General features: G+C 32.7%; 14 protein-coding genes. 12 read left to right on the top strand and 2 right to left on the bottom strand.

All coding sequences use genetic code 11. The features are described 5' to 3' along the window. The first annotated feature begins 90 nt into the window (after positions 1–90). The 4 genes from ACFQZ1_RS24280 to ACFQZ1_RS24265 all read left to right on the top strand — a co-directional run bounded on the left by ACFQZ1_RS24280 (position 91) and on the right by ACFQZ1_RS24265 (position 2,901). A complete protein-coding gene (locus ACFQZ1_RS24280; protein WP_377884726.1) occupies positions 91–885 on the top strand; it encodes a DUF817 domain-containing protein in 795 nt (264 codons plus the stop codon). A 39-nt stretch (positions 886–924) separates the two neighbouring features. Further along, entirely contained in the window at positions 925–1,242 is a 318-nt protein-coding gene (locus tag ACFQZ1_RS24275) for a hypothetical protein (RefSeq protein ID WP_377884725.1), read from the top strand. Positions 1,243–1,451: 209 nt separating this feature from the next. Then, positions 1,452–2,675: a cytochrome P450 family protein gene (locus tag ACFQZ1_RS24270; protein WP_377884723.1), complete on the top strand. Its 1,224-nt coding sequence runs from the start codon at positions 1,452–1,454 to the stop codon at positions 2,673–2,675. A gap of 70 nt (positions 2,676–2,745) precedes the next feature. Continuing rightward, a complete protein-coding gene (locus ACFQZ1_RS24265) occupies positions 2,746–2,901 on the top strand; it encodes a DUF1540 domain-containing protein (RefSeq protein ID WP_377884721.1) in 156 nt (51 codons plus the stop codon). Positions 2,902–2,969: 68 nt separating this feature from the next. Here ACFQZ1_RS24265 and ACFQZ1_RS24260 read toward each other — a convergent pair whose 3' ends face one another. Both ACFQZ1_RS24260 and ACFQZ1_RS24255 read right to left on the bottom strand, forming a co-directional pair. Further along, positions 2,970–3,506, bottom strand: a complete 537-nt coding sequence (locus ACFQZ1_RS24260) for a cytochrome P450 (protein WP_377884720.1) — start codon at positions 3,504–3,506, stop codon at positions 2,970–2,972. Positions 3,507–3,755: 249 nt separating this feature from the next. Next, positions 3,756–5,132, bottom strand: coding sequence for a catalase (locus tag ACFQZ1_RS24255; RefSeq protein ID WP_377884718.1), 1,377 nt, complete (start codon positions 5,130–5,132; stop codon positions 3,756–3,758). Positions 5,133–5,485: 353 nt separating this feature from the next. On the opposite strand from ACFQZ1_RS24255, the gene ACFQZ1_RS24250 reads away from it, so the two are divergent. The 8 genes from ACFQZ1_RS24250 to ACFQZ1_RS24215 all read left to right on the top strand — a co-directional run bounded on the left by ACFQZ1_RS24250 (position 5,486) and on the right by ACFQZ1_RS24215 (position 14,662). Further along, positions 5,486–6,349 (top strand): Cof-type HAD-IIB family hydrolase, encoded by an 864-nt coding sequence (locus ACFQZ1_RS24250; protein ID WP_377884717.1) that lies wholly within the window; start codon positions 5,486–5,488, stop codon positions 6,347–6,349. A gap of 290 nt (positions 6,350–6,639) precedes the next feature. After that, positions 6,640–8,352, top strand: coding sequence for an ATP-binding protein (locus ACFQZ1_RS24245; RefSeq protein WP_377884716.1), 1,713 nt, complete (start codon positions 6,640–6,642; stop codon positions 8,350–8,352). 459 nt (positions 8,353–8,811) lie between these two features. Continuing rightward, entirely contained in the window at positions 8,812–10,098 is a 1,287-nt protein-coding gene (locus ACFQZ1_RS24240; RefSeq protein ID WP_377884715.1) for a glycosyltransferase family 2 protein, read from the top strand. A 96-nt stretch (positions 10,099–10,194) separates the two neighbouring features. After that, complete coding sequence (locus tag ACFQZ1_RS24235; RefSeq protein WP_377884714.1) at positions 10,195–10,890, top strand: glycosyltransferase family 2 protein; 696 nt, start codon at positions 10,195–10,197, stop codon at positions 10,888–10,890. Positions 10,891–11,243: 353 nt separating this feature from the next. Next, positions 11,244–11,774, top strand: coding sequence for a hypothetical protein (locus tag ACFQZ1_RS24230; RefSeq protein ID WP_377884713.1), 531 nt, complete (start codon positions 11,244–11,246; stop codon positions 11,772–11,774). Positions 11,775–11,785: 11 nt separating this feature from the next. Next, complete coding sequence (locus tag ACFQZ1_RS24225; protein ID WP_377884712.1) at positions 11,786–12,460, top strand: response regulator transcription factor; 675 nt, start codon at positions 11,786–11,788, stop codon at positions 12,458–12,460. Further along, positions 12,457–13,875, top strand: a complete 1,419-nt coding sequence (locus ACFQZ1_RS24220) for a HAMP domain-containing sensor histidine kinase (protein ID WP_377884711.1) — start codon at positions 12,457–12,459, stop codon at positions 13,873–13,875. The genes ACFQZ1_RS24225 and ACFQZ1_RS24220 overlap by 4 nt, the downstream gene beginning before the upstream one ends. Positions 13,876–14,062: 187 nt before the next feature. Further along, positions 14,063–14,662, top strand: coding sequence for an undecaprenyl-diphosphatase (locus ACFQZ1_RS24215; RefSeq protein WP_377884710.1), 600 nt, complete (start codon positions 14,063–14,065; stop codon positions 14,660–14,662). Positions 14,663–14,749 lie beyond the last annotated feature (87 nt).

Below are 14,749 nucleotides of genomic sequence, written 5' to 3'. Positions count from 1 at the left end.
TTTCTTAAGGCGAAGATTATAGAAAGATTTTCAAAAATGAAATAAATGGTAGTTATCAAACAGCTGATACACGATTTAAGGAGAGTAAGAATGGTATATTTACGACAATTATTTTATTTTGGTTATCAACAAGCTCTTTCCTGCATTTTTCCTGTACTAATCTTTTTAACACTTGCTCTTTCGAAGTTTATCCATATTCCTGGCCTATACCGTTATGATTTTATCTTACTCGTCTGCCTCTTTATTCAATATGGAATGTATAAAACCGGGCTAGAAACAAAAGACGAGCTCAAAGTGATTACCGTTTTTCACTTCATTGGGTTAGCATTAGAAATATATAAAGTACACCATGCTTCTTGGTCCTATCCAGAACAAGCATGGACAAAGGTGATGGGAGTGCCGCTTTATAGTGGTTTTATGTATGCGAGTGTTGCTAGCTATATATGTCAGGCATGGCGCAGGCTACACTTGCAAGTAGAAGGATGGCCAAATGCGATATGGACGATACCACTGGGGGCGATGATTTATTTTAACTTTTTCACACACCACTTTATGTATGATTTCCGCTGGTTTTTAACAGCCTTATTATTTGTAGTCTTTTTTCATACTTATGTTCATTTTTCTGTGCAGGGAATTACATATAAAATGCCGCTTGTTCTTTCGTTTTTATTGATTGGTTTTTTCATTTGGATTGCAGAAAATATCGCAACTTTTTTTGGAGCGTGGCAATATCCAAATCAACATGGAACATGGAAACTCGTTCACATTGGAAAAATTAGTTCATGGTTTTTACTCGTTGTCATTAGCATTATGATTGTGGCACAACTAAAACAAATCAAAAACCAAAAAAGTAATAGTTCTTCTTACAATAACTATGATAGCTAAAAAGTATGTATGAATACGAAACAAAAGAGGCGATCCGTCTTGAAGAAAAGAAGAATAATAGCCTTTCTTACATGTATTGTAATAGTTGCTTTTGGAATAGTGATTGCTGTATTCAATAAAATGCATAATGAAAATGAATTAGATTGTAGAGCGAATGCTGTTCAAATCAAAGCTGTTGCGGTTGATTATAAGAATCAACCTGTATCTAATGTGAAAGTTTATGAAAATTCAATTGCTAATCAGGAACGCACTGTTACAAATTCACAAGGGGAGTTTCAGTTTTACTCCGGTGTTTGTGGCAAGATTACTTTGTTATTTGTAACTCCAGATGGAAATACATACACAAAAAAAATATGATAGAGAAGATGTACCTAACATAGTAAAGTTAGAGTAGTACATTATATAAATCAACAAGAAATGGGTGTATATCTGAACATCTCTTTTTTGTTTCAACATAAAAAGTAATATTCAGTCGCAATTTTCTCAACTTTTATAAAATCCAATGCGTTATAATGGTCATTAGGTGCCATGGTCACCAATTATTTCTAAAGATGGAGGTTGGAAGTATGTCTTCAAACAATGAATTGAATCGCAATACATTGCCTGAGATACAATTAACTTCATCAAAATTTAAGCATGAAGCATATGACATTTACAAAGATTTACGCGCATCTCATCCTGTCTATCAGGTATATCCTCATAATTGGCTTATTACAAGATATGAAGATGCAGTGAGTCTTTTGAAAGATGCACGATTACTGAAAAATGCTGAAAATGTATTTAGTAAAGAAGAATTTAAAGCCTCTTTTACACTAGAAAATGGAGAATTTTTGAGAAAACAAATGCTGAACTTTGATCCACCTGACCATAGTCGCCTAAGATCCCTTGTTCAAAAAGCTTTTACCCCGCAGATGATTTTACAGCTGAAAGATAGTATCCAATCCATTGCTGATACTTTACTAGATAAAGTAGAACACCAGCACACTATAAACCTTGTAAACGATTATGCTTTCCCGCTACCAATTATTGTGATAAGCGAGATGCTTGGTATCCCTCAAGAAGATCGAGATAAATTTAGAATATGGTCACATGCAGTCATTGATTCTCCAGAGACGCCAGAAGCTATTCTTGAAGTCGATAAAAAACTAGGTGAATTCATTCACTATCTACAATATTTAATAGATAAAAAACGAGAAGATCCTTCAGACGATTTAATAAGTGCATTAATACAAGTAGAAAGCGAAGGAACAAAATTAAGTGCACCTGAATTAAGTTCGATGATTATGCTGCTTATCGTTGCTGGACATGAAACAACTGTAAATTTAATTACAAACATGACGTTTGCGTTGCTTGAGCATCCTGATCAGTTGCAACTTCTGCGACAAAATCCTGATTTAATTGATTCGGCAATTGAAGAATCATTACGTTTTTACAGCCCTGTTGAATTAACGACTATGCGCTGGGCTGCGGAATCATTTACATTACATGGTCAAAATATTCAGCCAAAAGATGCGATTATTATTTCATTAGCCTCTGCCAATCGTGATGAAAAGGTATTTTCAAACGCTGATGTTTTTGACATTACACGAAAAAATAATCGTCATATTTCCTTTGGGCACGGCATTCATTTCTGCCTTGGTGCGCCGCTCGCTCGTTTAGAAGCGAAGATCGCGATTTCTACCTTATTACATCGCATGCCTGGCCTTAAAATAAAAGAAAGAAGAGAGGATATAAAGTGGAGTGGTAATTATTTAATGCGATCATTAGAAGAATTACCATTATCTTTCTAGACAAATGAATACGAAACAGTATGACACCTCTCGATGCTGTTAATACTAAATAAAAAGGAGGTGTCATACTATGGCTCAAGATGTTCTTTGTGAAGTAAATAACTGCCAGTACTGGGGTAATGGAAATAAGTGCAATGCAGAATCGATTTATGTAGTAAGTCATACAGGTAAACAGGCATCTGATAGTAAAGAAACAGATTGTAAAACATTTGTACCAGAAGTTTAACTCTCTATGGGTAACCACGATATAGGTTACCCTTTTATTATTTATATTATCGATAATAAATATCATTTTCATTCATATTTTTTATGATCAATTAAAATAGGTAAACTCTTTAAGGTTTGGCCCATCGGCGAATCGGTCAAATGCTCGATAACATCAAACTCCTTTACTTGACGGATATCGGCGAACCGTTTCACAAATGAAGTCAAAGCGATGCGCGCTTCCATCCGAGCGAGCGGGGCGCCCAAACAGAAATGTGGACCGGATCCAAAGGCGAGATGGGATTGATTCTCTGGTCGATGGATATCAAACTCTTCTGCGTGGGTAAATTGAGATTCATCCCGGTTAGCAGCGCCAGTCCATACCATAATCATTTGTCCTTGCTTCATTTCGTGTCCAAAAATCGTAGTATCTTGCACCACCTTACGATCATTTGTAGACGGAAAGCGAAAACTCAACACTTCCTCAATCAACTTGGGAACCAACGATACGTCTGCTCGCAATTCTTGATAAATACCCGGCTGGTCAAACAGCATAGAATAAAATACATTGGAAATCAGTGTCGTTGTAGTTTCATTTCCTGCGCCGAGTAATCCAATGGCGGACATGACCACTTTGGCTTCTTTTTATTTATCGTAAAATATGGGTTCGCGCGATACTTTTAATTAAATTTTATCATATCTGGCGATTAATCCCCCACCTCAAGCGCGAAGCGGTAGATGGGGGTAGTTCAATTCAATGCAACAATTGTAGTATTTGTGAAAGTATACGGTTATTAAGAACATGGTGGAAATTAATAAATTTCATACAAAAAAACATCATTTTAATCGTAAAAATGACGTTTTTTAATCTTCTTATCACTTTTTCATTTCAATCTCAATTCTCTTTGCTAAGTCAGATGATACTTTATTGAAATACTCCATAACTTTCTTTCTAATATCATCAGATATAACTTTCAAATCACTAACTAAATTTTCGACAAGATGTTCTTTTTCTATTTGAGTTAACCTCGTATAGAATTCACTAGCCTGCCCAAAATCGTCTTGCTTTGTTATAGAAGCTCTTTCTAGTTTGCCTTTAACATATCTCCCATCACCACTTGTAATTTGATTAGCTGGTGTCCAATTTTGCTGTTGGTTAACCGGTAATTTACGAAATTCAGCTCCAATTCTTCTTCTTTGAGAATCACTATAAATATTGGCACGGCCCTGCAGTATTTTATCATCAGATAATTCTACGCCGTCTAGTAAATTAGAAACGGAGAAGGCGACTTTTTCTACTTGTTCCATATAATTATCAGGATTTCTATTTAATAGCATTTTGCCTACTGGTATTAGGGGATACTCTTTTTCATCCCATACTTTTGTAGCGTCTAAAGGATCATAAGAAAGATTTGCTTCATCCTTTGGATCCATGAGCTGGACATATAAGCCATATACCACCGGTTTACCACCCGCAATCGCATCGTATAAATCTTGGCCAGCGTAATCAGGATTTTCAGCGGCTAATCTATTTGCTTCTTCGCGATCAATGTATTGTACACCTTCAAATGGGTACCAATGGTATTTAACGTACTTTCTAATACCTTGAGCATTTCTCCATACATATGTATTTACACTATGTCCTGGAATGCGGCGAAGACTTTTTACCGTACCAGCATCAGAGTATAAACGTATAACAAAATGAATCGATTCAGGAGCTCTTGCTACAAAGCTCCAGGACCTATCAGGATCAATTAAATTATTTTTTGGTGAAGGTGAGAATGCTTTAATAAATTCCGGAAATCGTATCGCATCACGAACAGAAAAGACAGGAATGTGATTACATAAAAGGTCAAAAGCGCCTTCTTCTGTATAAAACTTTGTAGCAAAACCACGTACATTTCTAGATGTATCAGGTGTTCCTTTCATACCGACAGCTAACGAAAAGCGAACCATAACAGGAACTTTCTGATTAGGGTTTTGTAAAAAGCTCAGTTTTGTATGTCCGGACATCGAATATATCGTTTGAAAATAACCAAATGCACCAAATCCTTTTGCATGAACAGGTCTTTCTAAAATCTTTTCATGAATAAATTCTTGTAAGGTTTCGTGTAGTACACCATCTTGTTCCAGTACAGGTCCCTTAGAGCCGATCGTCTGGGAATGAAGTTTAGCTGACTCATTGGAGTCTCGATTCTCATAATGGCTTTCTTCTAATAAAGATTGCCTCTGTTTATGATGTTTTTCATTCATTATTATATCCTCCAAAATTTAATTTCCATCAATCGTTACTAAATATGATTTTTAAGGCTCGGATATGTATCTTCTTCTTTTATTTTCAATATTCATTAGAAATATAGCTTCTTAAAGTTAGTAGCATTTTTCAGGGAATTGCAATATAAAGTGAATTTGAACCGACGTGTGAACAGACCGCTAGTTAAAGAAAACTCCTATGCAGTGGACCTTTTTGAACAAATTTTATTCCAAACCAGCATTTAACCCTTGACCTGAAATGCGTTTCATAAATTATAACTAAGATGTTGTTGCATACACTCATATATGAGAACGATATCAATCGTTATATAGAAACGAAAGCAGGGAATAGAATGAAACTTATTGCAATTGATTTAGACGGAACTCTTCTTACATCAAAGAAGATAATTAGTGAAGAAAATGCTGCCGCTATTAAGGAATGTCAGGTAAAAGGGCATGTTGTAGCTATTTGTACAGGGCGCTCTATAATAGATGTCCAAAAACTTTTGCAAGAAGCAAATTTAAAATGTCCAATTATTGCAGAAAACGGTGCAATTTTGTATTCAAATAATAAAATGTTGCATCGATTTCCAATAGCAAATGAACATGCGAAAGAAATTGTTGATTACCTAGAAGAAAGAAAAATGTTTTATCAATTGTATACAGATCAAGGTGTATACGTTCCAGAATATGGCGAAGAAAGCGTTCAATTTGAGATGGATTTTATAATAGAATCTGATTCATATGCTGATAAAGAAGAACTAGAGCATATAGCAGCTTTATATTTACAGCATACTGAAATCAAAAAAATTGCAAGTTGCAAACCACTATTTTCAAAGCAAATTCATATTCATAAAATTCTACCATTCTCGTATCAGAAGGAAAGTTTAAAGTTATTAAAAGATCAATTCATCAATAATAAGGAATTATCAATTACTGCATCTTACTGGCACAATCTTGAAATCAATCATATTCACGCCCAAAAAGGAAATGGCTTATATACGTTAGCGAACCATCTTGATATATTAAGAGAACATACTGTTGCAATTGGTGATGGTTTAAACGATATGTCTATGATGGAGAAAGCTAACATATCTATCGCCATGGGAAATGCAGTAGAAGAAATCCAGGCAATTTGTCGATACAAAACACTTTCAAATGATGACCACGGTGTTGCTTATGCTCTTCGCCGCTATGTCTTAAATAATATAAAATGAAACTTCCATCAGTGAAAGACTTACTGTTCGTTAATGCGAGATAAATAGTTAATGATGAAAAAAGGGGAACAAATTTTGTTGGAATTTGTTCTCTTTTTTTTGTTTTTATCTACTTTCCTCATCAATTCTATTGAAAAACAAAAAATTTCTAAATAACTTTTCTTTTTCTATGTACCTTAATGAATATAACTCGTATAATAAAAAAGCTAAATAAATTAAAAATTAGACATAATTAAAAAATTAATATAAATACATTTAAATTACATTTATAGAGGTAGAGGTGGGAGTATATGTACCGGCTTACAGAACTTATTAATATTGAAGAAATACAAACAATAACAGAACAATTTTATCTTTTAACACATATTTCACATCAGCTTCTTGATTGTAATGGAGAGGTATTATTTCATTACGGTGCACAATCCATCGATTTAAATTTACATATAAAAATTCATGTTCCGATTATAATAAATGAACAAGCTGTTGGTGCCTTCATCATTTTTGCTCCCAAAAACCTTGTTGAGTCTTGCACAATATATTTCAAATCTCTTGCAGCATTAATGACTAGTAAATTACAGCAGCTTAAAGAAAATCTATTCATACCTGCTGGAAATCTATATACCATTTTACAAAACATGCCGGTTTTAGTTAATGCATGTGATGAAGAAGGTGTTTTCATTGTATGGAATAGAGAATGCGAACTAGTAACAGGTTATAGCGCAGCTGAAATTATTAAAAATCCTCATGCTCTAGAACTACTCTATCCCGATGAAGGATACCGAAATCAACTGCTACATGAATTTTCTGTTATAGGTAAAAACTTCCGAGATTGGGAAATGGTGCTTACTTGTAAAAATGGTGATAAAAAAACGATTGTGTGGTCAAATATATCAGATAAGTTCCCTGTCCCTGGATTAAGCCATTGGGCAATTGGCATTGATATTACACATCGAAGAAAGGTAGAAAAGAAACTTATAGAAAAATCTTCAGAGTTAGAATTAATCTTTAAAGCTCTACCAGATTTATGTTTTTTAACAGATTTTGACGGAACAATTGTTGATTATAAGGCAGGCTGCCCATCAAAGTTTTATGTACCTGTCGAACAATTTATGGGAAAAAGATTTCAAGAAGTTTTACCTTCAGATGTCGCCCAGCAGCTGCACGAAGCAATTGCAAAAATACAACAGAAACCTTCTTTGGAAATTGTAGAGTATTCCTTACCAATGCATGATAGTACTTATTTTTTTGAAGCAAGATGTTTGCCGCTTTTAACAGATAAAGTTATGGTTATGGTTCGTGATATTACAGAGAAGAAAATGACGGCAGAATTATTAAATAAGTCAGATACATTAGCTGCGGTTGGTCAACTAGCTGCAGGAGTTGCACATGAAGTACGAAACCCTCTAACAGTCATTAAAGGATTTATACAATTATTACAAACTAGAGAAAGGCATGATACAGAATATTTTCGACTCATGATTTCTGAAATTGAGCGAATCGAATCTATCATTCATGAGTTTTTATCGATCGCTAAACCTGAGATTACTTCTTTCGAAAGGAAGAACCTTTGTTTTATATTGGAAAATGTTGTGTCATTAATTAACACAAAGGCAATTATGACAAATATTCATATTGCATGCCAAACAAATCCTGACTTCTTGTATATTGATTGCTGCGAAAATCAATTAAAGCAAGTATTTATCAATATTTTACAAAACTCTATTGAAGCAATGCCAAATGGAGGGGAAATCAAAATTACTGCTAAAAAAATGAACGCCAATGAGGTAGTTATTTGTATTTCAGATGAGGGAATAGGTATTCCGGAAGAAAGAATTATAAAACTCGGAGAACCTTTTTATAGTACGAAAGAAAAAGGGACAGGCCTTGGTCTAATGATTAGTTATAAAATTATTGAAAGTCATCAAGGAAGGATTCATATAACAAGTAAAGTTGGAGTAGGAACCTCGGTAGAAATTTATTTACCAATTTCTCAACCTGTTTAAATAAGGAATATTTTTGTTGGTTCAATTTGATAGACATGTTAATAGATAATATAACAAAAGCAAAATATTTAAATTTAATTAGTAAATTTAAAATAAACTTATGTATTAAGAGTAAAAGAATCTACCTTTTATTGGGTAAGTTCTTTTACTCTTATTTTGCATATAAATAGACCTCCGTGTCATTGCGCGATCATTTTGTGATAGGGTTCCTTAAAGACATCGTGCCTATATATCCGTTTTTATTTATTACCTTTATAAAGCTTTAGAAATCTAAATAATAATTAATGAACTAGAAGAGTATGTAAGAATACTCAAAAATGATGTATTACCTAGAATAGGCCAATTTCTACAATCGAAAAACTTTTTGTTAAAAAGCGCTTTTACCTAGTGAGGTTGTCCAATCTTTTACTCTTTTTTTCGCATTAACTATTAGTAGTTTGAAAAGGAAAGAGAATAGAAATGGAGAGTGAAGAATTTAACTATATGGATAAAAAAAAGTTAAATACCCCTAGTCAAAATAAGATGGATCTAAATAAAGATCATGGTATAGAAGTAAGTATTATCATTCCTTCCTATAATAAATACCCGCTAAATTTATTAACTTTATACTCTTTAAATAATCAAACCTTCGACCTTTCGAAAATGGAAGTCCTCTTTATTGATGATGCTTCAACTGATCAAACCTTACAAATGATACGAAAGCATCATTTTTCTTATCATCTTAGGTATTTTAGATGTAAACAAAATCTTGGTAGAGCGAAAGTTCGGAATATTGGGATTGAATATTCGAGAGGAAAAGTTCTTATATTTTTAGATGCAGAAATGATTGTAGAGCCTGAATTCGTTGAAAATCATTTTAAACATCATCAATTAACGGATAACTTGGTTTTATCAGGAGGTATGCACTATAACGCCGTATATTCTTGTATATTCCCAGAATTTAATCAAGAACAAATAAAAGAAATATACACTAAGACAAAAAATAACCAAGTACTCTACAATCGACTTGAAAATTTTAAGCATTCCAATATTACTGCTTCCTATCCGTTATTAGAAAGAAAAGATATAGATACCAGGCTTTATAGAGAATTAAAAGTTAAGACCCCTTCAACATATTGGTATAATACAATACTAAAAAATTTTGATGCGCAGTTAAATGGATTTCAGTTCCCGTGGATGGCATTTTTAACCGGAAATGTTTCCTTACGTAAAAAATTAATTGAACAAGTCGGTCCATTCGACGAAGATTTTATAAATTATGGTTATGAAGACTGGGAGCTAGGATACCGCTTATATAAGGCTGGGGCTAAATATTTAGTTAGTAAGACAGTTATAGCTTATCATCAAGAGCATCCTATCGGAGAGAACAGATGGAAAGAAGCGATAGCAAATTACCACTTATTTACCCTAAAACATCCTGATGTGGACATTCTTATCCTAGGCTTAGAGCTTGCTCGAATTACAGATTTATTAACGATGAACAAAGTATTAGGTGAATATAAGTTACTCGTTCAAAATCACCCAAATGATTTACTATCTTTTCAAAAAAAGTTCACTGCGATTCTAGAAACTATTGTACTCTTGTTAAAGGTTGATATTCGACATATTAACATATTGAATGCAGCAGGTTTTGACTTGGAAGAGAAAAATGAACTTTTATCTGATATGGATAAAATAAAAGAGTTAAAAAAATACAACAATTTAATTTATATCTTGACGAAAATTGTTGACAAAAAATCAAAATAAAGAGGGTTTCCTAAAATAGATTGTGGAATTTTAATGTGTATTTTATACCCTTTCTTCGTCTAAGGTATCTATATTATGTTAGGAGTGAAAAAGAAAATGGTTTCAATCATTACTTGTACAATTAGAGAGGAGTATATAGAAAATGTTTTTAGAAACTATGAACAGCAAGTGTGGAAAGATAAAGAATTAATTATTATTTTAAATAAGGATACTATGAATCTAGATAAATGGAAAAAAAAGGCTTTCGAATTTCGTAATGTCCGTGTGTATCAACTACATGAACAGGCAACGTTAGGCGATTGTTTAAATTTTGGAGTAGAAAAATCTAAATATAATTATATAGCCAAATTTGATGATGATGATTACTATGGTGCATACTACTTAGCTCATGCAATGCCCGAATTTAAAAATAAAGAAATTTCTGTTTTAGGTAAAAGCTCTTATTATGTTTATTTTAAGAATAAAAAAGCCTTGATGTTGGTATCAAATACAGAAAAAGCCTTCACTGATTCTGTGGCAGGAGCTACTCTAATTTTCAAAAAAGAAGTATTCAAAAAAGTTCAATTTGAAAAAGTAAATAGAGCTGAAGATTATTTCTTTATAGACAGCTGTAAAAAGAATGGTTTTAAAATCTATTCTACTGATAAACATAATTTTGCTGTCGTACGCCATGATACGAAGAAACACACATGGAAATTATCTGACGAAGATTTTATGCAGTGGGGTGAAATTATTGCTAATACAGATGATTTCCGATCATTTGTTGAACATTCTAAATTTCCATTTAAGTAGTCTTTAGAGGGAATGGTATGGCTCTTATAATAAATCTGATGAAAAAAAATAGAGATTATTTTATCTCTATTTTTTTTTATTTTTTGTCTTGTTAAACTAACTTATCAGTTAATTTAACAAGAAATTCAACAACACTTTTTAACAGAGCAATATTTTAAAACAACTTACTTATAAAGTAAAACTTCTATTTAAGAAAGCTAAACAGAGAATTGCTAAATTCAGTATCTTCTTTAAGAATCAATTATACACTTTCTCATCTAATTTTAATCTTTCTTTCACGGTCTTTTCTTTTTTTATGGTTAAAATATAAATGAACAATCACTTTACATAATCGTTGAGAGAAGGAGATGGAAATGTCAAGAAGTCTATTCAATCAAATTTTTCATTTATCTATAAAAATTATAGGGTCTTGTATTATTGCATTTAGTGTTACAATATTAGTGTTGGATTTCATGGTAGGAGATCAAATAGTATTAAAAGGTCTGAATAAAAATCTTGGTTCTTTGGCAGAATACGGAGCGATTGCAGCAGGTTCTTTATGGTTATTTCGTAATATTTGGTTATATTTTCATAAAAGGAAAATAACGGTTGCGAAATACACAAAAGAACTTTATATGTTACTAAAGCAATATCATATGTTCATCGGATATGCAGTTTTTTCAGTTGCTACTTGTCATGGGATATATTTTTTAATGGTAGGTAGCCGTCACATGATTCGGATTTATAGTGGAATTTTCACCTTGATAGGATTAATTCTTGTTGCGATAGTAGGGATTCTATTACACAAACTAAAAGATAAGAAAAAATATATAAAGTATCGAAAAGCTCATCAAATTGTTGCCATTATATTTGGGATTGGATTACTCATTCACCTTAACGTATAGGAGTGATAGTATTGCAACGTATTTTAATTATCGAAGATGAAGAAAGTTTAGCAGAATTTTTAGAGTTAGAACTAAAATATGAAGGATATGCAGTAGATGTTGTGTATGATGGGCGAAAAGGATTAGAAACTGCTCTTCATCATAATTATGACATTATTCTTCTTGATTTAATGCTTCCTGGCCTTAATGGAATAGAAGTATGTCGCCGTTTACGTGCAACAAAAGAGACGCCTATTATTATGCTAACAGCTCGTGATAGTATAATGGATCGTGTAACTGGATTAGATAGCGGCGCAGATGATTATTTACCAAAGCCTTTTGCCATTGAAGAATTATTAGCAAGAATGCGTGTAATCTTGAGGCGGAATCAAAAAAAGGAACATAAAAATAAACTCCTTTTAAGATTTAAAGATTTAGAACTCGATGTAGAATCTCGCACGTTGCACAAAATCGAAGAAATTATTGAATTAACAAATAAAGAATTCGAGTTACTTATGATGTTTATGAAAAATATTAATCGTGTATTGACGAGAGAGATGCTTTTGGAGCAAGTATGGGGATACAATGCAGTTGTCGAGACAAATATAGTAGATGTATATGTTCGGTATTTACGTAATAAATTGAGTAGCCAAGACAAAGAAACTTATATTCAAACTGTCAGAGGCGTAGGGTATGTGATGCGATGATGAAGCAATTAAAAAATCACATCCGAAATCTTCCTATAAAATGGAAATTAACACTATGGTCAAGTACATTATTATTTATCTTGTTCTTTTTATATAATATTTTACAGTATGTTATTATTGACCATTGGACGCTTAATTATGAAAAAAAACAAATTGATAGGCAAGTAAAAGAAATAGAAGCCTATTTCAATAATGAAAATACAAATCACACAGCAAATACGATTGAAAATAGCAAAGAGTTTCTTGCAAGTATAAATGATAAAAATCAAATGATTCGAATTTTGGATGCAAAAGGAAAAGCACTTGTCACTGTTTCCCGCGATTTTAATCCGAACTGGGTTGTTCCAATGAATGTCGATCAATCAGAAACCTCTATGACAAGGCATCTTGAAGATAAGGTACTTGTGCAGCGTATGCCTATTAAAACACCTACATTTACTGGCACAATTGAAGTTGGGCAAAATTTCGAAGCTTTCGATCATTTGATGAAGCTGATTTTTCTCGTTATGATAGCTGCTGGCATCGGCGGATTATTACTTAGCTTTTTAGGCGGTACAATTCTTGCAAAGCAACTTTTATTAAGTGTTCAAGCTATTACAGATACGATGAATAAAATAAAGACAAATGGTTTAAAAGAAAGAGTGCCGATTCACGAAAATAACGATGAATTTGCCAAGCTCGGATTACTTTTTAATGAGCTGATGGACAATTTAGAAACTTCCTTCATGCAACAAAAACAATTTGTTGAAGATGCATCCCATGAATTACGCACACCACTTGCGATTATACAAGGACATCTGTCAATGTTAAATCGTTGGGGAAAAGACGATCCTGATGTCTTGCAAAAATCTCTGAATTCGAGTTTAAAAGAAGTGGATCGTCTCAATAAGCTTGTATCAGAGTTATTAGAATTATCTCGAGCAGAATCTGAACAAATATATCCTGTTGCAGCCGAGCCTGTACATGTAAATTCAGTAATAGAACAAGTCACACAAAATTTCGAATTGTTGCATGCTGACTTTCAATTCGATAGACAGTTACATGCGAATCATGCATATGTTTCTATTCCTTCTTCTTATCTCGAACAAATTTTAGTCATCGTACTAGATAATGCTATAAAATATGCAAAAGAACATGAAAAACACATTTGTTTACAAAGTGAAGTAGAAGAAGATAAAATTAAAATCATCATTACAGATCATGGAGTCGGAATACCTGAATCTGACCTACCATATGTACTCAATCGTTTTTATCGAGTTGATAAAGCAAGAAGCCGGAAACAAGGTGGTAATGGATTAGGTCTTTCCATTGCAAAGCGCCTTACAGAAAAATACAATGGACGTATCATGATAGACAGTAAAGAACAAAAAGGAACAAAGGTTACTTTATCGTTTTATTGTGTAAAAAATATATAATAAAAGCGGAAGATATCTCATATATCTTCCGCTTTTATTTATAAAGGACTAGCATAGAATTTTTTAAGATACAGAAGAAAAATGAGAAAAAGATGAGAAAAAATTAAAGAGTATTTCATATAGCTAGTGTATAATGTGTAAATCAACAATAATTGATAACATGTTTAATTAAGTAAGGAGAACTGATATGAATTACACAATATTTCACTGGATCAATAGCTGGGCAGGGTCGTCTACTTTTCTAGATAAAGGAATGATATTCATTACAAAGAGCGCACCCTTTGTTGCAATTATTTTCCTGCTTTCTTTATGGTTTAGCAACAAACAAAAAGAAGACGCTATTCGTAAGCAATATACAGCTTTGTATATGGTTCTTTCTCTTGGTATAGCATTACTTTTAAATGCTGTGATTCACTTAGTATATTATCATCCACGACCATTTATCACATACCATGTACACCAATTAGTACCACATGCTAATGATTCTTCGTTTGTAAGTGATCATGCTGTACTTGTATTTTCTATCGCATTTACAATGCTTTTACGTGGAGAAGCTTGGAAAAATATCGCTTTACTTTGGGCTATATTGGTTGGGATTTCACGTATTTATGTTGGTGTACATTATCCAGCAGATATTATCGGAGGAGCCGTTTTAACTTTCCTAACAAGTACTTTAGTCATTAAATATACAAGTAAAATAGAGCCTTTGGCACATCTATTGTTTCTAATTTATGCTAAAATAACAAAACGAATTCCGTTGTTATCTAAGTACAATCACACAATTTAATGATCTGACAATTGATTTTATCTGAAATCGGAGCTTATGCTATTTGGAAAAAGTTTAGTATACAGATAAATGGTCATACTAGTAATA

Source organism: Bacillus sp. CGMCC 1.60114 (genome assembly GCF_042676365.1).
Taxonomy (GTDB): Bacteria; Bacillota; Bacilli; order Bacillales; family Bacillaceae_G; genus Bacillus_A; species Bacillus_A rhizoplanae_A.
Note: the sequence above shows the minus strand (reverse complement) of the source record. Positions and strands in the feature narration are given on the sequence as shown.

Bases quoted from the DNA above. Each gene is read 5' to 3' on its own strand.
- ACFQZ1_RS24280 (WP_377884726.1), top strand. From the start codon at position 91: ATGGTATATTTACGACAATTATTTTATTTTGGTTATCAACAAGCTCTT.
- ACFQZ1_RS24270 (WP_377884723.1), top strand. From the start codon at position 1,452: ATGTCTTCAAACAATGAATTGAATCGCAATACATTGCCTGAGATACAA.
- ACFQZ1_RS24265 (WP_377884721.1), top strand. From the start codon at position 2,746: ATGGCTCAAGATGTTCTTTGTGAAGTAAATAACTGCCAGTACTGGGGT.
- ACFQZ1_RS24260 (WP_377884720.1), bottom strand. From the start codon at position 3,506: ATGTCCGCCATTGGATTACTCGGCGCAGGAAATGAAACTACAACGACA.
- ACFQZ1_RS24255 (WP_377884718.1), bottom strand. From the start codon at position 5,132: ATGAATGAAAAACATCATAAACAGAGGCAATCTTTATTAGAAGAAAGC.
- ACFQZ1_RS24250 (WP_377884717.1), top strand. From the start codon at position 5,486: ATGAAACTTATTGCAATTGATTTAGACGGAACTCTTCTTACATCAAAG.
- ACFQZ1_RS24245 (WP_377884716.1), top strand. From the start codon at position 6,640: ATGTACCGGCTTACAGAACTTATTAATATTGAAGAAATACAAACAATA.
- ACFQZ1_RS24240 (WP_377884715.1), top strand. From the start codon at position 8,812: ATGGAGAGTGAAGAATTTAACTATATGGATAAAAAAAAGTTAAATACC.
- ACFQZ1_RS24235 (WP_377884714.1), top strand. From the start codon at position 10,195: ATGGTTTCAATCATTACTTGTACAATTAGAGAGGAGTATATAGAAAAT.
- ACFQZ1_RS24230 (WP_377884713.1), top strand. From the start codon at position 11,244: ATGTCAAGAAGTCTATTCAATCAAATTTTTCATTTATCTATAAAAATT.
- ACFQZ1_RS24220 (WP_377884711.1), top strand. From the start codon at position 12,457: ATGATGAAGCAATTAAAAAATCACATCCGAAATCTTCCTATAAAATGG.
- ACFQZ1_RS24215 (WP_377884710.1), top strand. From the start codon at position 14,063: ATGAATTACACAATATTTCACTGGATCAATAGCTGGGCAGGGTCGTCT.